Origin of the sequence: Pedobacter sp. Leaf132 (assembly GCF_920984695.1) — a bacterium.
Classification (GTDB): Bacteria; Bacteroidota; Bacteroidia; order Sphingobacteriales; family Sphingobacteriaceae; genus Pedobacter.
Map to the genome: position 1 here is coordinate 1 of NZ_CAKLBO010000003.1, position 22146 is coordinate 22146.

Below are 22146 nucleotides of genomic sequence, written 5' to 3' on the forward strand. Positions count from 1 at the left end.
TGTAAGAAAGCTCTACTGCCATCTTCCTGAAGGATTCATCAAACATTCGTCTGCTCATATAATCAAATTTAAAAGTTTCTTTCTAAATCTGACGACTAAATTCCTCCAGTCAAATGTAGCAACTCCAGTAATCACCTACATTTATTGAAATGAAAAACGACAAAACATCACAAAACTACACGTTAAACAGACGTAATTTTGTTACTGGAATTATCCCGGTGATAGCTGGCGCAACAATACCATCCTGGGCTTCGGCGAAGGAGATTCAACAAACCAGAGAAGACAATGACTTTCCAGGACTTATTACGCGAGAGAAAAAGCCATTAAATATGGAGTTTCCATTTCCTACGTTAAAAAACAGGATTACTCCAAATAACCAGTTCTTCATCAGGAGTCATTTTAATATTCCCAATATTGATGCTACAAATTGGGAATTAGAGATTGGCGGCAACACCAATCATGTCATAAAGATCAATCTGAGCGAACTTAAAAAGCTTCCTGCAAAAAAGGTAATGGCTACTATAGAATGTGCCGGAAACGGACGTGCTAACCTCGCCCCAAAAGTGAAGGGTTTAGGATGGGAACAAGGTGGGATCAGCAATGCTGAATGGACAGGAGTACCTTTATCCGTATTGTTAAAGAAGGCTGGCATAAAGGTGGGTACGGTAGACATTATTTTGGAAGGGAATGATGAGGGGATGATTACAGAAGAGCCGAAATCACCAGGAAAAATCAAATTCGCCCGAAGCATTCCGTTAAATATAGCAATGCAGGATCACATCATCATCGCCTATGAAATGAATGGAAAACCATTGAGTGCTGAACATGGTTTCCCGGCAAGGGCAATTATTCCAGGATGGTATGGTATGGCATCTGTGAAATGGCTGATGAAAATTACTGCATCTGAAAAGCCGTTTGATGGCTATTGGCAGACGATTGAATATGCTTACTGGAAGCGTGTTGAAGGACTACCTACCTTGACGCCCGTAACCACTACATTGGTTAAGTCTGAAATATCAAGGCCGGTATTGTTTGAAGCGGTGCCGGCTGGAAAACCTTATCAAGTAAGGGGTGCAGGATGGTCAGGTGATAGTAACCTATCGAAAGTAGAAATAAGCACGGATAAAGGAAATTCATGGCAACCAGCAAAATTAATTGGTCCTGCTATCCCTTTCGCCTGGCAGCTATTTGAATTTGAATGGGTGGTTCCTGCTAAGACTGGAAGATATAGTTTAATGGCTAGAGCGACAGATCAAAATGGCAAAACGCAACCCATGGAGCATGATTTAGACAGAAGAACTTACATGGTTAATTTTATCTCGCCAATTGATGTAGATGTAATATAGCTCAATAAGAACAAATTTCAGTATCTTGCGGTTATCGCATAAGGCTTGTTTGGCATAAACAGTTTATCACAATTAATATTCTACATCAAACCATGATCAGATTCACGTCTATACTTCTACTATTTGCTAGTTTCTCTGCACGAGCACAACATGAACACATGCAAATGGCAACTAAAAAAAATGTCTTCCTTGGGCAAATGGCTCATATGATGATGAAGATGGATGAAATATCAGCTACCACATCTGCAGACAGAGATTTCATACAAATGATGATCCCACATCACCAGGGTGCTATTGATATGGCAGAAGAAGAGATTAAGACCGGAAAAAATAAAGAAATGATTCAGCTAGCTAAAAGTATCAAAGCTGAGCAACAAACCCAGATTCAGCAAATGCGACTCCTGCTCAGCCATCCTGAAGGATTTATCGCTACAGGCAACCAACATCAAAACGCCAACCAGAAGATGATGAAAGTGATGATGGAACAAATGCCTGAAGAAAAACAATTGTCTGATACTGATCTGTCCTTTGCAAGGATAATGCTTCCTCACCATCAGGCTGCCATCGACATGGCTAAAGTTGAGTTGCGGTATGGAAAAAATAAAAATGTAAAAAGACTGGCCGAGAATATTATCTCAGATGAACAGATAGAAATCCAACAAATGAAGACATTTACAAACTCCCATTAACATATGAAAAAGATATCCTTGTTTACGCTATTAATATTCAGTTTTGCCCTACAATCAAAAGCACAATCAATCTATGCCCAAGACAGGGTTTATACAGGCAATCAGATATCTAATACGGTTTCTGTCTTAGATCCCTCAACACAAACGCTATTAGGAAATATTGTTCTTGGTAAACCCCAACCTGATATCTTAAGTCCTCTATATAAGGGACAGGCCCTGGTTCATGGCCTGGGTTATTCCCCTAAAAGGCAATTACTAGCAGCGGTTTCCATTGGATCAAATTCAGTAACCTTTATTTCAACAGCAAAAAATAAAGTTTTAAAAACTGTTTATATCGGACGTTCACCGCATGAGGCAACCTTTAACCCTTCAGGATCACAGGCATGGATATCGGTAAGAGGAGAATCGTATATCAGCGTAATTGATGCAAATAAACTGATTGAAATCAAGCAAATTCCAGTAGCCGACGGCCCGGGAATGGTTGCTTTTACTCCAGATGGAAAATGGGCTTATATTTGTTCCAGCTTTACTGCAGAAGTGGATGTAGTGAATGCAACTTCTTATGCTATTGTAAAGCGTATTCCAGTAGTTAGTCCATTTTCTCCAAATATATTCTGTAGTCCTGATGGGAAATGGATTGCATTGACACATAAGGATGTAGGGAAGATCACTGTCATCAGCACGGAGACAAATACGATACATACAGTACTAAATACAGGTCCAATTACCAACCATGTCACTTTTACTTTAGTTAATGATTCACCTGTGATGCTGGCAACCATTGGCGGAGAAAACAGCTTAAAAGTATTTAGTGTTTCACAAGATTTCAAGCTTACTGATAGCGTTGCGACAGGATCATTGCCACATGGCGTCTGGACTTCGGCAGATGGTAAATTTGCATATGTCGGATTAGAAAATGATGACCAGGTACAAGTGGTTGATCTGGTAAAAATGGCCGTTGTAAAAACCATTGCTATTGGACAATGTCCGCAAGCATTGTTGTACGCCGCTAATGCCAGCCCTGCAAATGCCTCAAAAGAAAATTTAACCCCGCTTAATCTTGCAGACAAAAGTCAGGTGATTAAATTGATGAATAAGGATAATTCAATGTCATCAGGCATGCTAAACGTAAGAAGCGTAGGCTTGACTGATCTTGTCCAACAGGACTTTAAAAAACTCGAGCCAAATACTTCGTATACTTTAGCGTTAACCAACTCCTCAAATGATACGTTTAACGCAGATTATGTCATCAATTCTTTTAAGACCGATGAAAAAGGAGCTTTTAGCGGTCAATCCTCGGGGATAATTAAGAGTGTAGGAACAGGTGGCGCCGATTATAAACATGTGGTTCTTATTGATGATCTTTCAAAAAAGCTGGTGATGATCAGTAACTAATGTATTTTAAACCAAAGATATAACTGCCCATAATGCAGCACTTGAAATTACTATCCATAAAATTACGCCTTGTAACAGTGGCATTATCCCCACTGCTTTCAAGATAGTAAATGAGAGTCCGCTTCCTATCAGGAACAAGGTTAAAGTTAAGCCTGCTTTTGCTAATGCTACAAAGTAGGGCGCAAAAGGCTTAATAAAAGGTAAGTAGGTGTTGGCGATCATTGCCAGGATAAATAGCCCTATAAAATAGGGTATACTAACTTTGCTATTGTTGCTTTTGAACAGGAAAGATGTACCAAACGCTACGGGAACAATCCATAGTGCTCTGGCTAACTTAACAGTTGTGGCTATCTGTAGTGCTTGTTCACCATATTTACTGGCTGCCCCAACAACAGAACTGGTATCGTGAATAGCAATGGCACACCACATACCAAATTGTGACTGTGACAAGTTAAGCGCATGTCCGATAGCGGGGAAAAGAAATAAGGCCACCGAGTTGAGTATAAAAACAGTACCCATTGCAACGGAGATCTGTTTTTCTTCTGCGTTCATTACAGGCGACAATGCAGCAATAGCACTTCCACCACAGATCGCCGTTCCAGCTGATATCAAAAAAGATGTTTTACGTTCTATTTTAAATACTTTTCCCAGGATAAAACCAATGATAAGCACTCCGAAAATAGAAACTACGGTAAACAGTACGCCTTCTTTTCCTGCTTTCATTGCACTGAATACATTCATTCCAAATCCTAGCCCGACAACAGAAATTTTTAGCAGCAGGTTTGTGGCCTTGTGATTTAAATGCAGATAGGGATGTTCCATTAGTTGCGCCAATACTAATCCTAGCAATAAGGCTAAAGGAGGCGACATAAATGGAAAGAGGCACAGCAAAACTGCCAGGATGAAGATAATTTTACGGGTGTTTAAATTTAAGTTTAGCAGGTTACCCGCCTTTATTTTAGAAGAATTTGAATTGTCTTTGATTTGTGTCATAATTTTGATTGTCTTTATTTTCTAATTCAAAGATCCATAACTAATAAACCCCGATCAAATCATTAAAACTTATCTTCCATAACTTCATGTTATAGAAGATAAGTTTTTAGACATTATTTATTCCCAACCCCATTTTTTGAAAATGAGATGTCCTTTATCGGATTGCATAAACTTGATAAAATCCTCAGTTTCCGACTTATGCGTACCAGTGCTACCCCTCACTACAGGTGTACCTCTATAGACTGTTTGTGTAATAGGAATCCTAACCATTGAGGTGAGGTCTGGTAAACGGTTATGCCAGGAGCCAAATGTTATCCAGGCATCATATTGAGGATCATTTTTCCATGCAGCAATACCCAATGCCGAATTTGCAAATGTACCTGCTATACGCTGCTGTATGTTTGCAATCAGATCTTGTCGACCTGCCAAATCTTCCCAAAGCCCCATTTGCCCAGCCCCATTCACATCAAGAATTTTCACACCTGGTTTACAGAGATCGCCCAGATTTTTGATGTTTTTAGGATTGCCGGGCCGTACCAGGATCGCTGCCGCACGTTTATATAACTCTGTCCGAGAGTTCGCCACTATCATGTTTGGGTGGTCAGACATGAATTTTGAAAGCATGTATTCTGCTCCTCCAAAGAACAGATCTGCATGTTTCATTGCATCCGGCATCCATTCATTATCTGGCCCGGCAGTGACTTTAATTACGATATCATGCTGCTTTCCAAAAACCTTCGCACATTCATTGATCGGTCCGAGCGGCCCACCGGGACCATAGACATATAAAGTATCGTTTGGGATTTGTGCATTCCCAATGGTCACTACAGCAACGACTGACAATATGGTTAAAAATATATTTTTCATTGTGTTTATGTTTAAGGTAAATCAAAACCAAACTTTTTGTAGATGGCAGCAGCCTGCGGACTGATCAAAAAATCCATAAAATCTTTTGCAGCGGCCGGATGTGGCGCATCTTTTAACTGTCCCGCTATATATTGCGCATGGATATTCTCTTTTTCAGGAATTTCAATGAGCTCAACAGGATGGCCAATCATTTTCTGATAGTAGGCCTCAGTATACCATACTGGAGCGGCGTCACTTTCGTTGTATAGGATCCTCATTGGTGATTGGCGATGATGGATCATGGTAAGATAAGTAGTCTTATCTTTAACTTTATCTTCCATGATGGTAGATTTTAATGTTTCCCCTCCAGCTTTCACATAGGCTTCTTCAATACGTTTACCGATCCCTTCATTCTCTGGATTGGGCATACTGATCCTCAGCTCTTTATTTGCTAAATCTTTGAGTGACTTCAATGCCTTCGGATTTCCCTTTTGGACCATGATTGCCAACCTGTTTCTAGCATATAAAGTCGTTTTGCTAAACCATTCAGGGGTCATGTCTATCCGGTTCTTACCAGCTGTATAAACATCCGGCTTTAAGGTAATTCTCATGTTGCCCACCACAATGCTACCGGTTTTTATTTGTTGGGCTAAAATGCCTGGGGGAAGCGTTTCGGCAAATACCCGCTGATAATGTGGATATGACTTTTTAAAGGCTGCAATTAATTCGTCAATGCACATAAACTGGTTACCGGCAAAGAAAACCACCAGTTGGGGATCATTAATGTCTCCAAAAAGATCAGGCACATTGTCTACTCCAGGTACTGTGAACTGAACTTTACTTTCAGGTGGAGTATTCCAGGGCGGATCAAAGCGATGATCCTGGGCCTTAACATTTCCACAAAGCAATAAAAATGCAACTGTGGCTAAAAAGGTGTGATTTATATATTTCATGATTTTCTAATTATTTGGTTTAAGGATGTACAACTGCCCATCCCTGATAGTGACGGATGATGATTTCACCATTGCCGCTGGGTACATAACTGATAAAATCAAATAAGGTATTTTTTTCGATTTTCCTTTCTCTGACGGTATTTTCACATTGTGCAAGAATTACTCCTCTGGATTGCAGTTCTAACAATGTTTTTTCAAAAGATCCGTTCTTCTGGTAAACAGCTACGCCATCTCCAAAGGCAATAAGTTCTGCATTGATTTTCCCTTTTAACCTGGGATCGTCGAGTGCATTTTTTAGGTTTCGAAGTGTTCCTGCAATCTTTTTCTCATCACCGTTATTGATTACATACAGTGCCTTATAATTTTTCAGGGTGGCTTTTGCCCCTGTAAAATTAGCAGGTGTAGCTTGGGCAAAAGTGGCCGAGGTTGCTGCGATCAGCAAAAATAATGTACAGATTAAGGTTATTTTTTTCATGATTTTAGATTTTGATGATTTATTTAGTTGTTAGTTTTACTTGTTTTTCGGAGGTTACAATTGGTGCAAATGGACCATACTTATGTTGATTTTCAGAAAATTTGTCGGCATATGGTCCGTATGGCGCATCAAAAGGTTTTTTTAACAAATCAGGGTAATCTTTTCCCTGATCTTTATGTGGTCTTGGCTGTGAGTTCACAAAAGCAGCGAGATCCCAGGCCTCCTCATCACTTAACTGCGCATCTCCATATCTGGCACCATATGGCATATTGTTCTTTACGAACCCCGCAAAGTTACTGAGTCTATACATCCCTGCGCCATCATTGTAGCTGTGTTTGCCCCATAATGGCGGATAAACATAAGTTAGTTTGTCTTCATCAAGTATTCCCTCACCATTTGCACCATGACAACTTTGACATTTACTGGTATATAAAATCGCTCCATGTTTGACATTCGCTGCCCTATCCAGGAATTTTAATTTTTCGGTTCCCGTTCCAAACACTTTCTCCCCTTTTTTTACACCTGTTCCAAGCCATTTCATATAAGCCAGCATTGCCTGTATCTCTTTACTAGATTCGTCTGGTACTTTGCCTGCAAGACTTCGATTGAAGCACTCTGCAATACGTGCCGATGCAGGTTCAACCTTTCCTGATCTGCCACTCATTTTAGGAAAACTGGAAATAAAACCAGCATAATTATTTCCGAACAGTTTGGTTCCACCCTCGAGGTGACAATTCTGACAATTCATACCATTTGTAATACGGGCTATGGATCCATTTGGCCCAAAATATTTGCTCGTATGTGCTATTAATTCTTTGCCATACCTGATCATCTGGCCGTACTTGGTGTCCGCCGGAATCGTATTTTCATCAGGCGCTTTCCAGGCATCAGCAGGTACAACCTGGCTTTTGACGTTAACAGCAGCTATACCGGTTTCCACATCCTGTTTGGTTTTTGCTGTCACTACATCTGGCTGCCCATTAAAAAATAAAGTGCAGATGAAAATGGTTCCACAAGCAACAAATAGAAACGCAATGATAGCCGTTGTCCTGGCTGTATATATAAGTGCTTGTCTGATTTCTTTTTCTGTTGATTCCTTATTCATAACCAATATTTTTCTGTTACAAATGTGCATTTATTCTACTCATCAGAAAAAGCATAAAAAGTTATTGATGATAACGTAAGGTTATGATGTCAGTACCCGTTGAAACAAATTGTTTGTATCTTAGGTTATCTACTAAAACCGTGTATGATAGATTTCCGTTTGCAAGTATTTTATGCTGTCGCTAAAAGGCTGAATTTTACAAAGGCCTCGGCAGAGTTATTTATCAGTCAGCCTGCTGTAACCAAACACATTAAAGAATTAGAGCAGGAGTTCAAAATGTCATTATTTGAACGCAGTGGAAACAAAAAAATCAGCCTCACCCCAGCCGGCGAATTATTGTTGCATTACGCAGAACAGATTTTTGGAACTTACCGGGAACTGGAATATGATATGAATCTACTTACTAAACAGCATAAAGGAATATTGAGGATTGGTGCCAGCAGTACTGTGGCACAATATATCATTCCACCTGTATTGGCACAGTTTCACAATAAGTTTAAGGATATACAAATTCAACTGGTTACCGGAAACACAGAAGATGTAGAGCAGCGTTTGATTGCTAAGGAAATAGATTTTGGAATCATTGAAGGCATCTCCCGGAACCCACAGATTAAATACGAACAATATCTAAAAGACGAGCTGGTGCTGGTGTGTTCTGGTCACAATTATGCCATGAAAAAGGAAATGATCAAACCGAATGAGTTGAAGGATTATGATTTATTACTTCGTGAACCTGGTTCTGGTACACTAGATGTTATTGCATATGCTTTAAAAGCACACCAGATAAAGGTGGGGGACTTAAATATAGAAATGCAGTTAGGTAGTACCGAAAGCATTAAATCCTATTTGATTCACAGCAAATGCCTGGCTTTTTTATCTATCCACTCCATATTGAAAGAGCTCAAGAATAATGAATGCCGCATCATAGATATCAAGGATATGGTTATCGAAAGGCCGTTTCATTTCATTCAGCTTCATGGTCAGCAGGACGCTCTGGCGGAACTATTTATGCGCTTCGCTAAAAGCTACAACTATAATGTATAGTGTTACCGAAATTTCGAGGCAATATCAGCCAGCTAAAGTGCTGCTGCTCTTTGTTTCTGAAGCTCCTGGAGGTGACGATAAACATTTTTACCTGGGAAATACTAATCTGTTTCGAACAATTTATCTTGCATTTAGTGAGGTATTTGGCGATTTTAAATCTGTAGAAGATTTTTTGCAGTTCTTTAAAGGCACGGGATGCTTTTTGGAACATCTAACTTGTACACCTATTGATAAATCGTCAGTTAAAATCAGAAAAAACCAGAGGCAGGGGGGAATAGAGCAATTAGCTCATAAAATCAGAACATATCAACCCCGATTAATCATGATCCTAATGAAAAGCATTGAACAAGAGGTTAAAGAATCTATTGACCTATCAGGCTTATCGTTTATCGAAGAAATTGCAGTTACCTGCTATCCTGCCGGCACTGAATCAAACAGGCTTACTTGCATCCGGGATACCAGGGTTATCATCTCCAAACTGGCATCGATATTGACATAACATGCAAATATATTGCTGTAATATACCGATACAGAACAAGATGAAAATTCAAGATCAGGAAAACACCAAACAGCATGCAGGAGACCATTTGGCTAATGAAAGAACATTTTTGGCCTGGATCAGAACCAGTATTGGTATCATGGGATTTGGCTTCGTGGTGATGAAATTCTCGCTATTTATCAAGCAGATCAGTGCCGCACTGGGGAGTAAAGTGCCCCTGCACCAAACCGGAGATTCCCGCATTATCGGGATTTTTCTAGTTGCCCTGGGAGCAATTACTATCATTTGTTCTTACTTAAGATATAATTCAACGAAAGAACAATTGAATCAGGGGGTGTATTACCATTCAACACTTTTTGTTAAAGTTTTAACCGCTTTAGTTTTCATAGCTAGTATACTTTTACTGCTCTACCTTATTAAAACAACATAGGCAGTTAAATCATCTGTACTTGATGCTTTAGAAAAGAGAGGAAGGAAAGCGGTCGATATAGCGTTGTTTTTTGATATAAATTGCTGATTGCATTGGTCAAGGATCTTATAAAAATTTCACCTCTTTATGATAATCCACAGGAACAGGATAAGTCAATATTTTATGTTCCCGTAAATATTTTGGGTACCGCAATACGCTGTGAAGAATATATACCTGAATGGCCACTGAAAAAATAGGCTGTAAAACAGGCTACCGCAAAAAACATGGTGTATTCACTACCAAAAAGTTCTATACCCATAATCGTACAGGCAAGGGGTGTATTCGTTGCACCAGCAAAAACAGCAATAAATCCAAGGGCAGCAAACAAACTAACTGGAGCATTTAATAAGGTCGAAAGTGCATTGCCTAATGTTGCGCCAATATAAAACAAAGGCGTTACCTCACCACCTTTAAATCCAGTTCCTAATGTTAAAGTTGTGTAAATGGTCTTCCATAACCAGCTCCAAGTATCTGCTCCACCAGGCTGAAAAGCAGAGGGAATTGTAACGGCTCCTTGGTATTCGCTATCCACGCCCAAACTTAAGTAATCCGGTTTCCCGATGGCGTAAGTCAAGCCTATAATAATCAGACCACCGATAACAGGAATAAGCCACTGGATCTTACATACTTTAGAAAAAAAGGCCTTGATCTCATGCACCATTACAGCAAACAGGTAGCTGGCCAGACCAAACAATGTGGATGCTAGAATAACCTTACTAAGCAGGAGTAGGTTTACCGGCAGGTATTCAGATAGAAAGTAGGCACTTTTCTCTATGAGATCGATGTGATAAGCGGTATGATGGATGCCCCAGGCAGAGACAGTAAGATCACCAAGCACGCTGGCAATTAATGCGGGAAGTAAAGCCTTGTACTCTATTCTTCCAATGGCCAGAACTTCCATTGCAAATATGGCACCGGTGAGCGGTGTTCCGAACACCGCCCCAAACCCGGCTGCAATTCCCGCGGTAAGGAGCATCTTGGTGTCTACCTCATTTAGCTTAAACCAGCGGCTAAACATTCCTGCGATGCTTCCTCCGATTTGTACCGCGGTTCCCTCTCTTCCAGCCGATCCGCCAAACAAATGGGTAATCACTGTAGTTATTAAGATTACTGGCGCCATCTGCCTGGGCACTCCACCACCCGGCCTATGGATTTCATCCATGATCAGGTTATTTCCTTTTTCTGAGGACCTACCAACTGACTGATAAATCAGGTGGATCACAATACCTGCTAAAGGTAGCAGAAAAATGAGACAGGTATGCTGAAAGCGAAAGTGAATGGCCCAGCCTAGCAGCCAAAGGAACAAGGCAACCATACTTCCTATTGCAATGGCAACAGGAAGTATAAGCAGCGTCCATCGAACCGCATATTTAAAAACCGAAAGGTGTTCAAATAAAAATTTATTATGTTTCATTGTAGGTTAGCGGCTGATTTATAATTTTTTATAAAAAGTATTGATTCCTGCAAATGATGCCCTATCACCAAGTTCTTCTTCTATCCGAAGCAACTGGTTAAATTTAGATACCCTTTCAGAGCGGCAGCCACTTCCTGTTTTGATGTGCCCCGCACCGGTAGCGACAACCAGATCCGCAATTGTCGTGTCTTCAGTTTCACCACTGCGGTGAGAAATAAAGCAATTGTAACCGTTTTTTTGGGCTAGTTCTACGGCCTTTAGCGTTTCGGAAACTGTACCGATCTGGTTCAATTTAATCAGTACGCTGTTTGCAATGCCCTGGTCGATTCCCTGCTGGATAATACTCGGGTTGGTGCAGAATATATCATCTCCAACCAATTCCACTTTGTCTCCCAAAAGGCTGGTCAGCTTTTTCCATCCCTCCCAATCGTTTTCGCCCAACCCGTCTTCCAACAGGATAATTGGGTACTCTTTTAACCATCCTTCCCAAAAGCCAATCATTTCATCTGTTGTGATCCGTTCTTTAGAACTTTTATAAAATTCATATTTTCCATTATTCCACATTTCGCTGGTCGCTGGGTCAAGACAAAGGGAAATATCCTTGCCTGGAGCAAAACCGGCAATATGTATCGCTTCCATGATGATTTGGACGGCTTCCTCATTAGAACTCAGATTTGGCGCAAACCCACCTTCGTCACCAACTCCGGTATAATAGCCTTTCGCTTTTAGCAGACTTCTCAGGGAATGAAAAACAGCTTCGCCCATACGGATACTTTCCTTAAACGAGGGGGCGTTATGAGGGGCAATCATAAATTCCTGAAAATCGATGTTGTTATCAGAATGCCTTCCCCCATTAATGACATTCATGCACGGTACGGGCATTACGTAACCTTCCCTTTCCACTAGCTGCCTATACAAGGGAATCCCTTTTGCAACGGCCGAAGCCCGGGCGAAGGCGATTGAGGCCGCAAGCATCGCATTTGCGCCGAGCCTTGATTTATTCTCGGTTCCATCCAGACCAATTATATGATCATCGAAGGCCTGCTGACCCTCAAAGGATAAGCCGGTGACTGATTTGCCGACTTCGACGTTAATCCCTTTTACTGCTTTTTCCACGCCTTTACCATTATAGCGCTCTGGATCACCATCTCTAAGCTCTACGGCTTCTTTTTCACCCGTACTTGCCCCGGATGGAGAAATACCCCTTGCTGTTGTTCCGTTAAGAGTGACTTCTACTTCTACTGTCGGATTGCCCCTGGAATCCAAAATTTCACGGGCATGAATTTTAGTTAATTTCATAGTTTTTTGTTTTATATTGATTTTTAGTATTTCGGTTGCTTACAAATAATTGAGTTTCTCAAAAGATCAAAACCAGTGTTCCCCCAATGATCAGCAGGGCACCAAAGAATACTTTCAGGGTAAGAGCTTCTTTCAGGAACACCATTGCAAGTATAATAGTTAGGGCAACACTCAACTTATCAACAGGGGCGACCTGGGACACTTTCCCGATCTGCAAAGCCTTGTAGTAGAATATCCAGGACAAGCCGGTGGCAAGGCCAGATAAAAAAAGAAATAGCAGGTTATGCTTTGACAGTTCCGTAATTCCTTTAAGTTCGCCTCTGGCCATTACGATCCCCCAGGCTACAATCAGTATTACCACCGTTCGTATGGCAGTAGCCAAATCAGAATTGACATTGGTTACGCCGACTTTTGCAAAGATGGCCGTAAGGGAAGCAAAGAAAGCTGATAATAGCGCGTAGATCCACCACATAGTTTTATGTTAATTTTCCGTTATTGAATAATTCCAAAGTAAATGAGTACAAGAACCGTTGCTCCGGCAATGATCCGGTAAATGCCGAACCAGCGGAAAGAATGCTTTTGAAGATAGGTGATGAAAGAGCGGATGGCCATCCATACATCCCACCCGCACCTGCTTTACTTAAATGAATGATCGTAGTTAGATTCGGTTCATGGGAAGGGCGTAGACGCTTAACGGTGTTTTTAATCAGTCCTGAAGCAATCTGATCTGCACTAGCAACTAGTAGCGCAATGGTAATAAGAACCTGCCAAATTTTTTTGCAGAAATTCTGGAAGAGGCAATAAATAATGAAGGCATAAAAAGGAAGCCAAAAACGCTTATCACTGGCCCAGTACATGATCGTATCCCAGAATGCATTATGGTGCTGATTTATCCACAAGAACCATTCAGTTTCAACCGGCAGGACCATTGCTAACACTGATCTCACTTTGGCAGACAGACAAAGTAAGACAAGCGCAATTAAGATAGCTGCCAGCAATAAGAGTTGAGAATTTATTTTTAATTTTTTCACCTACAATACTTTGACCGGCAGATTTTATTACCTGCTGGAATTTCTATTGTAGGCGCCATCAGCTTTTGAAAAAAGCGGTTGAATCGGAAGGACACCATTTCCGTATTGCAAATATAATACTAATAAAATGATGTGCAAAATCTTAAAGTAGGTGTTGAGAATTTAATTTATCACTATTCCTCCTTATTTGAATACGAGAACCAGTTTCTTATTCTTCTACCGTTTAAACAAGCATCATATCACGGGATTAAAGCTTTTCTTAAACAAAATGAAACCGCCTGGAAATAACCATGTTATCTATATAGGAATTTTTTTTATAACCCTAAAAAATTAAAGTTATGGGATACCATGAATGGAAAAACTGTATTGATGCATGCTTAAAGTGTGCTTCAATTTGCAATCATTGTGCAAGTTCATGCACTCAGGAAGAAGACGTGAAAATGATGGCGCGGTGTATTGAGCTTGATATGCAATGTGCAGCCATCTGCTACTCTGCCGCTCAATTGATGAGTATGGGTAGCTCTTTTGCTCAAGACATTTGCCGTATTTGCGCAGATATTTGCCAGCAATGCGGAGATGAGTGTAGTAATCATCATACCCAGCATTGTCAGGAATGTGCAGATGCTTGTAAGGCTTGTGCGGAAGAATGCAGAAGAATGACAGGAGTAGCTGCTTAAGATGCCAATCACCGTGAGCATTAATTGATTAAGGGCAGCATTCTAGTTGCCCTTTCATTTTTATAAATAGGCAAATTTATTCCATTCATTTTATTTTCATTATTCCCTCCTTTTTTGATAAGCGACTCTAAGCAAATGCTGATGCATTTAAGCAAAGTATAACGTTCCAGACAATCATTAAATATCTCTTTTTCTTTTTGCTGATTATCATAAACCCATTCCATTATTCAAATCAGAATTTTAGTTTTTGATGATGAGTTTTTGATAATTTGCGCTATATCAAAAACGAAGGATTAAATGTATCTAAAATTCTAATGATAATATTAGCAAAATCATTTGAGATAGCTTATGTTCATGGCCTGTATATCTTGTGTAGTGAAACCAAGCTATAATCATTTAAAGTTCAAGCTCTTCGGTTAGCAATCCAATTTTAAGTCCGATTTTCTGCGCAGCCAAGACAAGATTTCCGTTATGCTAGGCTCAAAGAAAACTTATTTGTAACCTGTAGCAATATTGAAGCATTTGTACTATCAGTTGTATGCATATTTATATTTTAGTGGGAGTTACAATTGTATTCCCAAGCAGATCAAATACAAATTACCAAAGAATTGTTGCAAAAAACAATTCCGCATGCAAAAATAACTCATCTTAATTATCACATTAGTATTGAAGCAATTATGTTCAAATCATCCATGAACTGGTTCGATTTCAGTACGCCCGGGGGTACAGCCCCTTTTTACGCAAGTAAAGAGGGGTTTTTCTTTTAAAAACTTGCCTAATTCTTCAGAAACAAAGATTTTAGCGGTTCGATCTCCGGTTAGGTTATGTGAATCACCCCAGCCGGATTAAGGTCGAACCGTTGAGCCAAAGTTATTATTTTGCATCCCTAAGGGCTTGAGCCAATTCATGTGGGAGCATACTTTTTTCAATACTCTGCGCCGATGCTTCAACATCATACTCCACTCTTCTAAATTCAATCTTAAGGCTATAACAGTCGGTGGCTGATGTGTCTTTGTTTAGAGTTAACAAAACATAACAACCTCTTGGATCACCATCTTTCGGTTTTCCAACGGAACCAAGATTTACAATATGTTTGAAAGTTCCATCATATACCTTCAATATCCGATGGTAGGGCTTATGGGAATGGCCAACAAATAAAAAATCGGCATCCGCTTCTTCTAATAAGTCTAACACATATTTTTCATCGGTGTCGATAAGTATATATTCGTCAATCTTCCTTGTACTACCATGTGCGAAAACAAGATTCAATTTTTCGCCATTCATTTTATATTCCAATCGGATGTGTGCAGGGAGAGTATTTAGATACGCTCTGTTATCGTCTCGGATTAAATGATAAGCATGTTTCCTGCCAGCTTCATTAAGGCTTTCAGATGTCGTGATTATGTTTTCAACCTTCTCATCGTGATTGCCCTTAAGCGTTGGTATGCCCCGTCTCCTTATTTCATCAATTATTTCATTGGGGTAGATGTGGTAGCCTACTAAATCCCCAAGGCAATATACAGCATCAGGTTTTTGGCTATCCATATCCCTCAACATTGCTTCAAAGGCAGGAAGATTGGCATGTATATCTGAAAAAAGTGCTATCTTCATGGTCTATCCGTTACGTAACATATCTGCATATTCATTTGGCAATGGACTATCCTCAACTGCCTTTGCTGCTTTTTCAACATCATATTCAAAGCGGATGAACTCTACTATAATGCTCTCCTTATTAGTTACGGTACTATCGGGATTGATGGTCAGAATCACATAACCACCTCTTGGGTCTTTATCCTTCGGTTTTCCCACTGAACCAATATTTATCGCATGCCTAAAATGATCATTTCCGTCTGTACCAGAATTTAAAATACGGTGGTATGGTTGATGGGTGTGCCCAAAGCACATAATATCCGCATCGGCCTGTTCCATAATCCTGAGCATGCTTTTTTCATCACGATCCTCAAAAAGGTACTCATTTACCTTCCTCGGACTGCCATGGACAAAAAGAATATTCCGCTTATCGTGGTTCAACTGGTATTCTAGCCTTATATGAGCCGGCAAGGTTCTTAAATAGGCTCTCTGCTCGTCTTTTACTACTTCATTCGTATAGGAAATGGAGACCTTTCCCATTGCTTTTTCTTCATCGGTCTTGTAGGCACAACCACAGTCGTCGCTCGAACGGCCAATGCCCCAATCATAATTTCCCGCTATGGTGGGAATACCGCGTCTGCGGATTTCATCAATCACTTCATTCGGCCAGATGTTATAGCCGACAAGGTCGCCCAAACAATAAATTGCATCGGTATTTCTAGCTTCAACGTCTTTAAAGAATGCTTCCAGTGCCGGAAGATTGGCATGGATATCAGAGAATAAAGCAATTTTCATAATATAGTTGTTGGTTTTCTTAATTGGTGATTTCTGCTGTGCTGTAATATTTTTTTCTGAACCAGAATGCAAGGTTGACTAGTGCGATCAGTGCTGGTACTTCAACCAATGGGCCTATTACCCCTGCAAAAGCTTGCCCGGAGTTAATACCAAATACCCCAATGGCAACTGCGATGGCAAGTTCAAAATTATTCCCCGTAGCGGTAAAGGCAATGGAGGTACTTCTAGAATAGTCTGCACCGAAGTATTTCCCCGCAAAAAAGCTCACTATGAACATGATAGAGAAATAAATTACCAGAGGTATAGCAATACGAACTACATCCATTGGGATCTGCACAATCAGGTTACCCTTTAAGCTGAACATAATGACAATGGTAAATAACAATGCAATTAAGGTAATAGGAGATATGAAAGGCACAAACTTGTTTTGGAACCAATCCTCTCCTTTGAGCTTGATCAGGGAATATCTGCTGATAATACCCATCGCAAAAGGCAGTCCCAGATAGATACCCACACTTTTGGCAATCTCTCCGATTGTAATATTGACTTCAAGACTTTTTAAACCAAAGAAAGGTGGCAGAACGGTGATAAATACATAGGCAAATACACTGTACAGCAAAACTTGAAAAATACTGTTCAATGCAATCAGGCCAGCGGCATATTCGCGGTTGCCCTCAGCCAATTCATTCCATACAACTACCATTGCAATACAACGTGCAAGACCAATCAATATTAGTCCAACCATGTATTCTGGATAGTCCCTTAGAAAAGTAATGGCCAAGAAGAACATTAAAAGTGGGCCAATCACCCAGTTGAGCACCAATGAAACGCTCAGCACTTTGGTATCCTTGAATACTTCTCCCATTTTTTCGTATTTCACTTTTGCAAGTGGTGGATACATCATCAGGATGAGCCCGATTGCTAGAGGTATATTGGTAGTCCCAGAGGAAAAGGAATTGATAAAGTTTGAAGAAGACGGAATAAAATAGCCAATCCCAACTCCAATAGCCATCGCTATAAAAATCCAAAGGGTAAGGTAACGGTCTAAAAAGCCAAGTTTTTTTTGTTCTGCCGCAGGGGCACAATTGTTTGCACTCATCGTTATTTGGTTAAATATTGATTCATAAAATCAGCTGAATAGGTCTTGATCAGGTCACGCACTCTTCTGAACTCATCCATCACTTCGTCGATAGAGCCAGTTGCCTTGGCAGGATCGGGGAAATTTTGGTGAAAACGATCTACCTTACCGGGAAAGAAAGGGCAGGCTTCATTTGCATTATCGCAAACAGTAATTATCGCATCAAAATCAATTCCTGCAAACTCATCCACATGGTTTGAGGTGTGTTTAGAAATATCAATATGGTCTTCTGCCATTACCTGTATGGCTTTTGGATTTACCCCATGTGTTTCAATTCCTGCGCTATAAATCTCCGCCCGATTTCCGCCAAAATGTCTCAAATAACCTTCTGCAATTTGGCTCCTACAGCTGTTTCCAGTGCATAGCACTAATATTTTTTTCATAACCCCGTCTAACAATCAATCAATAATTTTACTTCTTCTTTCAAGTAGTACTGTATCCCTCCAAACGCCGTTTTGCTTGCCTATCTTCTCCCTGATACCAAGGGTTCTAAATCCTGCTTTTTCATGGATACGAAGACTGCCAAAATTTTCTGGAAAGATTCCTGCCTGTAATGTCCATATACCTTCAACTTCGCTAAAACCCACAAGTTCATTCAAAAGCTTAAGACCATATCCATTTCCCGAAAATGCAGGATCTACGTACACGCTCACTTCCGCAACTCCCGCATACACGCAACGAGAAGAAACTGGTGTTAGCGCCGCCCAAGCAATTACTTTCCCCACTTCCTCGGCAACAATACGGCAAGTGGCAAGATGTGAGCTGTCCCATTCATTCCATGAGGGTGCGCTTGTCTGGAAAGTGGCATTGCCAGTAGCAATACCCTTTTCATAAATTGATTTTACATCGTCCCAATCGGAGGCCAATAAATTTCTTATGGTCATATTAGCAGCAACCTCCACCAGGAGTACAGTTATTAACTGCACCAGCTAGATTGACTATTCCTTTTTTTGGCGCATCTTCAACTCCACAGGCGTCTTTTGCGAGACAGGCAGTCTGTTTTGCAAGCAACAGAAAGTTTGTGCCATCAAAGCTAAGGTCATACTTTCCGATAGTGTCGGATTGGTATTCTACTTCAATTTCAAGATCTTCCATACCTAGTACCTTTTCAGACAGAGAGATGATATTCAATAGCTTTCCTGCTTTTAAGCGATGCTCATAATCATCAGCATCCCATAGTTGGAAATTCGCAACTTTCTCATGGCGGACTTTGCCACCGCAATCGATGAAGTCTTTTGTGATAACACCGACCTCTGTAACATGGAAATGTTCAGGTACGGCACTACCATTTTCCAATTGAAAATTCACCGCCTCGGCAGAGGCTAAGATTTCTTTTATTTCTGATAATTTCATAATGTATATATTTAAAGTATTATTGCAATTTAACGATTGATTAAGATAAAAAAGGGTTAGCAACAGCCAGTCTCACCTTTGTAAGAGCCTAGAAACGCTCCAAGCTGATCCTCTAATAATTTCCAAGTCTTTGGGTTGATGCAATAGCACACGCTAACGCCTTCTATCGTACCCTGTATAATTCCAACTGTTTTCAACTCTTTCAAATGTTGTGAAATGGTAGCTTGCGCCAGTCCAAGTTCACCAACCAGATCACCACATATACAGGTGTTCGAGATAATAATCCTTTGTAGGATAGCGATACGAGCAGGGTGTGCAATTGCTTTTAGCAATGTAGAGAGCCTGTTCTGCTCATCCGTAAATATTTCTGATCTTGTAAGTCCCATAATTTATATTGCAATATTACGATAGTTATCTTAAACCGCAAAATTAAATCGTATTATTACGATGGTTTTGTTAAAAAAAGGTTTATAGCTCTCCTGATTTTGAAATAGATGAGTAAAATCAATTCTGCATGCAAAAATAAACGCAACTAATTAACTTATTGGTATTGAAACAATTACATTCAATTCTTCGATAAACTGGTTCGACTTCAGTACGTCCGGGGGTACATTTTTTTAATAGGGATCCCCAACAGGGTCCCTATTTGTTTTATAATCATATTGCTTTTTGGAACCCCTTGATTATTTCTTGATTTTGAAAGGGAAGAATTAGTAGAGGTCACATCAAACTTATCATAATATTTATCGTTCTGGTGAAATAAGAAAACTTTCATTACAATCAATTACATAAATTTTTATTCTTAGTTACTTACCTTTAAGCATGTTTGAAGTTTTTGAAAATTATTTACGTGGATGGGTAGAAATATCTGATGAAGAATTGAACATTATCCGGGCAGCGAGTACAGAGAAAAATTTACGCAAATGGCAATCGATTTTGCATGATGGAGAGGTATGGAAGATAAACTGTTTTATTGCCTCAGGCTGTTTCCGGCTTTATAGATTTGGCAAAGATGGAACCGACCATACGTTACGATTTGGGGTAGAAAACTGGTGGATAAGTGACCAGGAAAGCTATAATAATGGAACCCCTTCTCTAAACAACATTGAAGCCTTAGCGGCCAGTTCAGTAATTATCTGGACGAAAGAAAACTGGAACGAATTATTGGTCTCCATACCATCGCTAAGGCTTTTTTATGAGAAACTTTTGGCTCGTAGTTATGAAACAAGCCAGCATCGCATTTACGCTCTTATCAGTGGTTCAGCGGAAGAAAAATACCTTGAATTTCAAAAAACCTATCCAAGTGTATTTAACAAAGTTCCTTTGCACATGGTAGCTTCTTATTTAGGCATCTCAAGAGAAACGTTAAGCCGTATTAGAAAAGAGTTTACCAAGAAGAAATAAAAGTGGGTGATCATGATGTATGATTCACCCACTTTTACTTATGCTATTGGATGAAGATTAGAAACCTGACTAACGCTTTCCAGTAAAGAGGCAACGTTTAGAATGGTAGATTCTGCCAACCAACTTCCAACAAGTTGTACAGCTATTGGTAATCCTTGCTTACTGGTGCCAAAACGCATAGCAATTCCAGGTAAACCGGCGATGTTTAGCGGCACGGTAGCACCTTGAAGATAGGTGGCGTCAACCTGTTGTCCATCAATAACAAACTCGCTTACGCCATGCTCGTGTGCTGGAATAGGCAACACGTGGGTAAGCAACACATCATATTTTTGAAAGTATTCTGCAAAGCCATCTCTAATCCGTTCAGTAGCCTGTTCAGCTTCAATATAGTCTTTCATTGAGGTGTCGGGTAGAGAAAGCATAGTTTTTGCCATTTTATAAAGTTCATCTTCGCTACGACCTGCAGTAGCTATCCTAAATGCTTCTTTCATTTCCATTACATGTAGTTTATTGAAAACATCAAGTGCAAAATCTCGTTCGAGCGCAGGAATGTTTACTTGCTCAACGGAAAGACCAAGGTTTTTTAAAGCATCAGCTGCTGCTTTCACCGTATTCACTACCTCAGGGTCAACCGGGCCAAAACCTGGTCCAACCATCCATCCTATACGAAGTTTGCGAGTGTCTGAGTCACTTGTGCCAGCATCATATCGAACTGTACTGCTAGCAAAAGCATCATGTCCATCAGGTCCTGAAAGTATAGAAAAAGCAAGTTTCAAATCGCGTATACTGCGAGCCATAGGTCCAACATGCCAGAAACGTCGTGGTTCTCTTGGCCAAATACCTGTCATAGGTACACTGCCATGCGAAGCTTTAAGTGATACAATACCCGTTTGAGCTGCAGGTCCACGCACGGAAATGGCGAGGTCAGTACCTAAACCCAAAGGCGACATTCCCGCTGCGATTGCAGCTGATTCACCACCACTTGAGCCACCAGGCGTACGGCTTAAATCCCAGGGGTTGTTCGACCTGCCACTAAGTAAGTTGTCGCTTTCTATCCAATAAGAAAATTCTGGCAGATTGGTTTTAGCAAGCAATATTCCGCCAGCGCTTTTCATACGGGCAACGCTGGTTGCATCTTGTTCTGGTGTGCGTCCTTTAAAAATTGGCGAACCGCGTTGGGTTAGTACATTTGCGGTATCTATTGAATCTTTTACCGTGAAAGGCACACCATGTAAAGGGCCAATTTTATCTCCTCTCATAATGGCTACTTCTGCATCTTTAGCAACCTGTAAAGCAGTACCCGCAACAGTAACAATTGCATTGATGTCTGGATTTAAAGCCTCAATACGTTCTAGGTGTGCTTTAACAACTTCTACCGGAGATAGCTCACGGCTGCGGATTAATTCTGCCAACGAGCTTGCATCCTGATAATAAATAGGATCTGTTTTACTAATTTGTGTTTTCATATTAATAACGTTTCTTAGGGTTCAAAAAAAGCGGCACCTACACAGCGAAGTGCCTTGAACAAAGGTGGGCAGAAGGAGCCACGAGAAACGAAGTCAAATAACACAAATTGAAAGTGATATTTGTCACGCTTTTTAACCGAAACATTGGTTTAAGGGTCTTAAATC

Annotated in this window: 26 protein-coding genes and 1 riboswitch; of the genes, 8 read left to right on the forward strand and 18 right to left on the reverse strand. The window is 40.3% G+C overall.

Annotated elements, in window-relative coordinates; genetic code table 11:
- Positions 1 to 149 precede the first annotated feature (149 nt).
- The 3 genes from LUA86_RS07255 (at position 150) to LUA86_RS07265 (ending at position 3430) form a co-directional block, all read left to right on the forward strand.
- Complete coding sequence (locus LUA86_RS07255) at positions 150 to 1346, forward strand: sulfite oxidase (protein WP_008245487.1); 1197 nt, start codon at positions 150 to 152, stop codon at positions 1344 to 1346.
- Between the two features lie 92 nt (positions 1347 to 1438).
- Complete coding sequence (locus LUA86_RS07260; RefSeq protein ID WP_082489588.1) at positions 1439 to 2035, forward strand: DUF305 domain-containing protein; 597 nt, start codon at positions 1439 to 1441, stop codon at positions 2033 to 2035.
- A gap of 3 nt (positions 2036 to 2038) precedes the next feature.
- On the forward strand, positions 2039 to 3430 hold the full coding sequence (locus LUA86_RS07265; RefSeq protein ID WP_056095402.1) for a beta-propeller fold lactonase family protein: 1392 nt from the start codon (positions 2039 to 2041) through the stop codon (positions 3428 to 3430).
- A gap of 6 nt (positions 3431 to 3436) precedes the next feature.
- Here LUA86_RS07265 and LUA86_RS07270 read toward each other — a convergent pair whose 3' ends face one another.
- From LUA86_RS07270 to LUA86_RS07290, 5 genes are all read right to left on the reverse strand, one after another.
- Complete coding sequence (locus LUA86_RS07270) at positions 3437 to 4423, reverse strand: YeiH family protein (RefSeq protein WP_008245480.1); 987 nt, start codon at positions 4421 to 4423, stop codon at positions 3437 to 3439.
- 117 nt (positions 4424 to 4540) lie between these two features.
- Positions 4541 to 5290 carry a substrate-binding domain-containing protein gene (locus tag LUA86_RS07275; RefSeq protein WP_231459953.1) on the reverse strand — a complete coding sequence of 250 codons (750 nt, stop codon included), beginning with the start codon at positions 5288 to 5290 and terminating at the stop codon, positions 4541 to 4543.
- Between the two features lie 11 nt (positions 5291 to 5301).
- Positions 5302 to 6222 carry a substrate-binding domain-containing protein gene (locus tag LUA86_RS07280; RefSeq protein ID WP_056870676.1) on the reverse strand — a complete coding sequence of 307 codons (921 nt, stop codon included), beginning with the start codon at positions 6220 to 6222 and terminating at the stop codon, positions 5302 to 5304.
- Positions 6223 to 6241: 19 nt separating this feature from the next.
- The gene (locus tag LUA86_RS07285; protein ID WP_231459954.1) at positions 6242 to 6697 is read right to left on the reverse strand and encodes a DsrE family protein; all 456 of its coding nucleotides are present in this window, start codon (positions 6695 to 6697) and stop codon (positions 6242 to 6244) included.
- A 19-nt stretch (positions 6698 to 6716) separates the two neighbouring features.
- Positions 6717 to 7802, reverse strand: coding sequence for a c-type cytochrome (locus tag LUA86_RS07290; RefSeq protein ID WP_082491480.1), 1086 nt, complete (start codon positions 7800 to 7802; stop codon positions 6717 to 6719).
- 144 nt (positions 7803 to 7946) lie between these two features.
- On the opposite strand from LUA86_RS07290, the gene LUA86_RS07295 reads away from it, so the two are divergent.
- From LUA86_RS07295 to LUA86_RS07305, 3 genes are read left to right on the forward strand one after another with little or no spacing between them, the layout of a single operon-like run.
- Positions 7947 to 8846 carry a LysR family transcriptional regulator gene (locus tag LUA86_RS07295; RefSeq protein ID WP_056095397.1) on the forward strand — a complete coding sequence of 300 codons (900 nt, stop codon included), beginning with the start codon at positions 7947 to 7949 and terminating at the stop codon, positions 8844 to 8846.
- Positions 8839 to 9345 carry a hypothetical protein gene (locus LUA86_RS07300; RefSeq protein WP_056095394.1) on the forward strand — a complete coding sequence of 169 codons (507 nt, stop codon included), beginning with the start codon at positions 8839 to 8841 and terminating at the stop codon, positions 9343 to 9345. Before LUA86_RS07295 ends, LUA86_RS07300 begins: the two co-directional genes overlap by 8 nt.
- 40 nt (positions 9346 to 9385) lie before the next feature.
- Complete coding sequence (locus LUA86_RS07305; RefSeq protein ID WP_008245456.1) at positions 9386 to 9775, forward strand: YidH family protein; 390 nt, start codon at positions 9386 to 9388, stop codon at positions 9773 to 9775.
- A gap of 160 nt (positions 9776 to 9935) precedes the next feature.
- On the opposite strand, the gene LUA86_RS07310 is transcribed toward LUA86_RS07305, so the two are convergent.
- Genes LUA86_RS07310 through LUA86_RS07325 form a run of 4 tightly spaced genes read right to left on the reverse strand, consistent with a single transcriptional unit; the run spans position 9936 to position 13558 of the window.
- Positions 9936 to 11228, reverse strand: coding sequence for a voltage-gated chloride channel family protein (locus tag LUA86_RS07310; RefSeq protein ID WP_008245455.1), 1293 nt, complete (start codon positions 11226 to 11228; stop codon positions 9936 to 9938).
- Between the two features lie 18 nt (positions 11229 to 11246).
- Positions 11247 to 12527, reverse strand: a complete 1281-nt coding sequence (eno, locus tag LUA86_RS07315) for a phosphopyruvate hydratase (protein WP_008245454.1) — start codon at positions 12525 to 12527, stop codon at positions 11247 to 11249.
- A gap of 58 nt (positions 12528 to 12585) precedes the next feature.
- On the reverse strand, positions 12586 to 12999 hold the full coding sequence (locus LUA86_RS07320; protein ID WP_008245453.1) for an EamA family transporter: 414 nt from the start codon (positions 12997 to 12999) through the stop codon (positions 12586 to 12588).
- 4 nt (positions 13000 to 13003) lie between these two features.
- A complete protein-coding gene (locus tag LUA86_RS07325) occupies positions 13004 to 13558 on the reverse strand; it encodes a hypothetical protein (protein WP_124910972.1) in 555 nt (184 codons plus the stop codon).
- Between the two features lie 42 nt (positions 13559 to 13600).
- A riboswitch (Fluoride riboswitch) is annotated at positions 13601 to 13669 on the reverse strand.
- Positions 13670 to 13998: 329 nt separating this feature from the next.
- Between LUA86_RS07325 and LUA86_RS07330 the strand changes: the two genes are divergently transcribed.
- On the forward strand, positions 13999 to 14235 hold the full coding sequence (locus LUA86_RS07330) for a four-helix bundle copper-binding protein (protein ID WP_231459955.1): 237 nt from the start codon (positions 13999 to 14001) through the stop codon (positions 14233 to 14235).
- 20 nt (positions 14236 to 14255) lie between these two features.
- On the opposite strand, the gene LUA86_RS07335 is transcribed toward LUA86_RS07330, so the two are convergent.
- The 8 genes from LUA86_RS07335 to LUA86_RS07370 all read right to left on the reverse strand — a co-directional run bounded on the left by LUA86_RS07335 (position 14256) and on the right by LUA86_RS07370 (position 19497).
- Positions 14256 to 14459 carry a hypothetical protein gene (locus tag LUA86_RS07335; protein WP_109923882.1) on the reverse strand — a complete coding sequence of 68 codons (204 nt, stop codon included), beginning with the start codon at positions 14457 to 14459 and terminating at the stop codon, positions 14256 to 14258.
- 649 nt (positions 14460 to 15108) lie between these two features.
- Positions 15109 to 15846 (reverse strand): metallophosphoesterase, encoded by a 738-nt coding sequence (locus tag LUA86_RS07340; protein WP_231459956.1) that lies wholly within the window; start codon positions 15844 to 15846, stop codon positions 15109 to 15111.
- A 3-nt stretch (positions 15847 to 15849) separates the two neighbouring features.
- Entirely contained in the window at positions 15850 to 16620 is a 771-nt protein-coding gene (locus tag LUA86_RS07345) for a metallophosphoesterase (RefSeq protein WP_231459957.1), read from the reverse strand.
- Positions 16621 to 16639: 19 nt separating this feature from the next.
- Positions 16640 to 17719 (reverse strand): ACR3 family arsenite efflux transporter, encoded by a 1080-nt coding sequence (gene arsB, locus LUA86_RS07350; protein ID WP_231459958.1) that lies wholly within the window; start codon positions 17717 to 17719, stop codon positions 16640 to 16642.
- Positions 17720 to 17721: 2 nt separating this feature from the next.
- The gene (locus LUA86_RS07355) at positions 17722 to 18141 is read right to left on the reverse strand and encodes an arsenate reductase ArsC (RefSeq protein WP_231459959.1); all 420 of its coding nucleotides are present in this window, start codon (positions 18139 to 18141) and stop codon (positions 17722 to 17724) included.
- Between the two features lie 15 nt (positions 18142 to 18156).
- Positions 18157 to 18642 carry a GNAT family N-acetyltransferase gene (locus tag LUA86_RS07360; RefSeq protein ID WP_231459960.1) on the reverse strand — a complete coding sequence of 162 codons (486 nt, stop codon included), beginning with the start codon at positions 18640 to 18642 and terminating at the stop codon, positions 18157 to 18159.
- 1 nt (position 18643) lies between these two features.
- On the reverse strand, positions 18644 to 19111 hold the full coding sequence (locus LUA86_RS07365) for a DUF6428 family protein (RefSeq protein WP_231459961.1): 468 nt from the start codon (positions 19109 to 19111) through the stop codon (positions 18644 to 18646).
- A gap of 56 nt (positions 19112 to 19167) precedes the next feature.
- Complete coding sequence (locus LUA86_RS07370; RefSeq protein ID WP_231459962.1) at positions 19168 to 19497, reverse strand: helix-turn-helix transcriptional regulator; 330 nt, start codon at positions 19495 to 19497, stop codon at positions 19168 to 19170.
- 436 nt (positions 19498 to 19933) lie between these two features.
- Between LUA86_RS07370 and LUA86_RS07375 the strand changes: the two genes are divergently transcribed.
- On the forward strand, positions 19934 to 20515 hold the full coding sequence (locus LUA86_RS07375; RefSeq protein ID WP_231459963.1) for a Crp/Fnr family transcriptional regulator: 582 nt from the start codon (positions 19934 to 19936) through the stop codon (positions 20513 to 20515).
- A gap of 38 nt (positions 20516 to 20553) precedes the next feature.
- On the opposite strand, the gene LUA86_RS07380 is transcribed toward LUA86_RS07375, so the two are convergent.
- Positions 20554 to 21981 carry an amidase gene (locus tag LUA86_RS07380; protein ID WP_231459964.1) on the reverse strand — a complete coding sequence of 476 codons (1428 nt, stop codon included), beginning with the start codon at positions 21979 to 21981 and terminating at the stop codon, positions 20554 to 20556.
- Between the last annotated feature and the right edge of the window lie 165 nt (positions 21982 to 22146).

Excerpts from the sequence above, each read along its gene's own strand:
- LUA86_RS07255 (WP_008245487.1), top strand. The coding sequence starts at position 150 with ATGAAAAACGACAAAACATCACAAAACTACACGTTAAACAGACGTAAT.
- LUA86_RS07260 (WP_082489588.1), top strand. The coding sequence starts at position 1,439 with ATGATCAGATTCACGTCTATACTTCTACTATTTGCTAGTTTCTCTGCA.
- LUA86_RS07265 (WP_056095402.1), top strand. The coding sequence starts at position 2,039 with ATGAAAAAGATATCCTTGTTTACGCTATTAATATTCAGTTTTGCCCTA.
- LUA86_RS07270 (WP_008245480.1), bottom strand. The coding sequence starts at position 4,423 with ATGACACAAATCAAAGACAATTCAAATTCTTCTAAAATAAAGGCGGGT.
- LUA86_RS07275 (WP_231459953.1), bottom strand. The coding sequence starts at position 5,290 with ATGAAAAATATATTTTTAACCATATTGTCAGTCGTTGCTGTAGTGACC.
- LUA86_RS07280 (WP_056870676.1), bottom strand. The coding sequence starts at position 6,222 with ATGAAATATATAAATCACACCTTTTTAGCCACAGTTGCATTTTTATTG.
- LUA86_RS07285 (WP_231459954.1), bottom strand. The coding sequence starts at position 6,697 with ATGAAAAAAATAACCTTAATCTGTACATTATTTTTGCTGATCGCAGCA.
- LUA86_RS07290 (WP_082491480.1), bottom strand. The coding sequence starts at position 7,802 with ATGAATAAGGAATCAACAGAAAAAGAAATCAGACAAGCACTTATATAT.
- LUA86_RS07295 (WP_056095397.1), top strand. The coding sequence starts at position 7,947 with ATGATAGATTTCCGTTTGCAAGTATTTTATGCTGTCGCTAAAAGGCTG.
- LUA86_RS07300 (WP_056095394.1), top strand. The coding sequence starts at position 8,839 with ATGTATAGTGTTACCGAAATTTCGAGGCAATATCAGCCAGCTAAAGTG.
- LUA86_RS07305 (WP_008245456.1), top strand. The coding sequence starts at position 9,386 with ATGAAAATTCAAGATCAGGAAAACACCAAACAGCATGCAGGAGACCAT.
- LUA86_RS07310 (WP_008245455.1), bottom strand. The coding sequence starts at position 11,228 with ATGAAACATAATAAATTTTTATTTGAACACCTTTCGGTTTTTAAATAT.
- eno (WP_008245454.1), bottom strand. The coding sequence starts at position 12,527 with ATGAAATTAACTAAAATTCATGCCCGTGAAATTTTGGATTCCAGGGGC.
- LUA86_RS07320 (WP_008245453.1), bottom strand. The coding sequence starts at position 12,999 with ATGTGGTGGATCTACGCGCTATTATCAGCTTTCTTTGCTTCCCTTACG.
- LUA86_RS07330 (WP_231459955.1), top strand. The coding sequence starts at position 13,999 with ATGATGGCGCGGTGTATTGAGCTTGATATGCAATGTGCAGCCATCTGC.
- LUA86_RS07335 (WP_109923882.1), bottom strand. The coding sequence starts at position 14,459 with ATGGAATGGGTTTATGATAATCAGCAAAAAGAAAAAGAGATATTTAAT.
- LUA86_RS07340 (WP_231459956.1), bottom strand. The coding sequence starts at position 15,846 with ATGAAGATAGCACTTTTTTCAGATATACATGCCAATCTTCCTGCCTTT.
- LUA86_RS07345 (WP_231459957.1), bottom strand. The coding sequence starts at position 16,620 with ATGAAAATTGCTTTATTCTCTGATATCCATGCCAATCTTCCGGCACTG.
- arsB (WP_231459958.1), bottom strand. The coding sequence starts at position 17,719 with ATGAGTGCAAACAATTGTGCCCCTGCGGCAGAACAAAAAAAACTTGGC.
- LUA86_RS07355 (WP_231459959.1), bottom strand. The coding sequence starts at position 18,141 with ATGAAAAAAATATTAGTGCTATGCACTGGAAACAGCTGTAGGAGCCAA.
- LUA86_RS07360 (WP_231459960.1), bottom strand. The coding sequence starts at position 18,642 with ATGACCATAAGAAATTTATTGGCCTCCGATTGGGACGATGTAAAATCA.
- LUA86_RS07365 (WP_231459961.1), bottom strand. The coding sequence starts at position 19,111 with ATGAAATTATCAGAAATAAAAGAAATCTTAGCCTCTGCCGAGGCGGTG.
- LUA86_RS07370 (WP_231459962.1), bottom strand. The coding sequence starts at position 19,497 with ATGGGACTTACAAGATCAGAAATATTTACGGATGAGCAGAACAGGCTC.
- LUA86_RS07375 (WP_231459963.1), top strand. The coding sequence starts at position 19,934 with ATGTTTGAAGTTTTTGAAAATTATTTACGTGGATGGGTAGAAATATCT.
- LUA86_RS07380 (WP_231459964.1), bottom strand. The coding sequence starts at position 21,981 with ATGAAAACACAAATTAGTAAAACAGATCCTATTTATTATCAGGATGCA.